Source organism: Lysobacter antibioticus HS124 (assembly GCF_000336385.2).
Lineage (GTDB): Bacteria > Pseudomonadota > Gammaproteobacteria > Xanthomonadales > Xanthomonadaceae > Lysobacter > Lysobacter firmicutimachus.
The window spans coordinates 1-389 of sequence record NZ_HG424583.1 but is presented as its reverse complement, the minus strand read 5'-3'; the positions used below and the strand labels follow the sequence as shown (position 1 = coordinate 389).

Genomic DNA, 389 nt, shown 5'->3' with positions numbered 1-389 from the left:
TCGATCATCGCGTCGGTGCGGCTGGGCTTGACGAAGGCGCGCGGCAGCAGATCGACGATCAACTCGTCCTTGAGCCGCTTGCGGGTGCGCCCGCCGGGCTTGCGCCCTTCCTTCTGTTCGATCTCGGCCAGTTTCTTGGCCAGCATGTCGTTGACCACCGCCCCCGGCAGCAGCCGGTCTTCGCCGCCGGAGGTGATCCAGATCGCGTCGCCGATGCGGTTGCTCATCACCGCGTCCTCGGCGTCGCGGCCGAACGGCGAAATGAAGCCGCGCGAGGACAACTCGAGCGGGCCAACCGGCTTGAGCCGGCACTCTTCCAGGCCCTTGTCGAGTTCGCTGAAGTCGTGGCTGGTGGGAAAGCGGAAGAACGTCAGGTTGCGAAAGAACAT

The 389-nt window shown here is 65.3% G+C and carries 1 protein-coding gene; it reads right to left on the bottom strand.

The features are described 5' to 3' along the window. The coding region (locus TX83_RS20130; RefSeq protein ID WP_186442666.1) for a recombination-associated protein RdgC at positions 1-389 on the bottom strand (389 nt) is incomplete at both ends.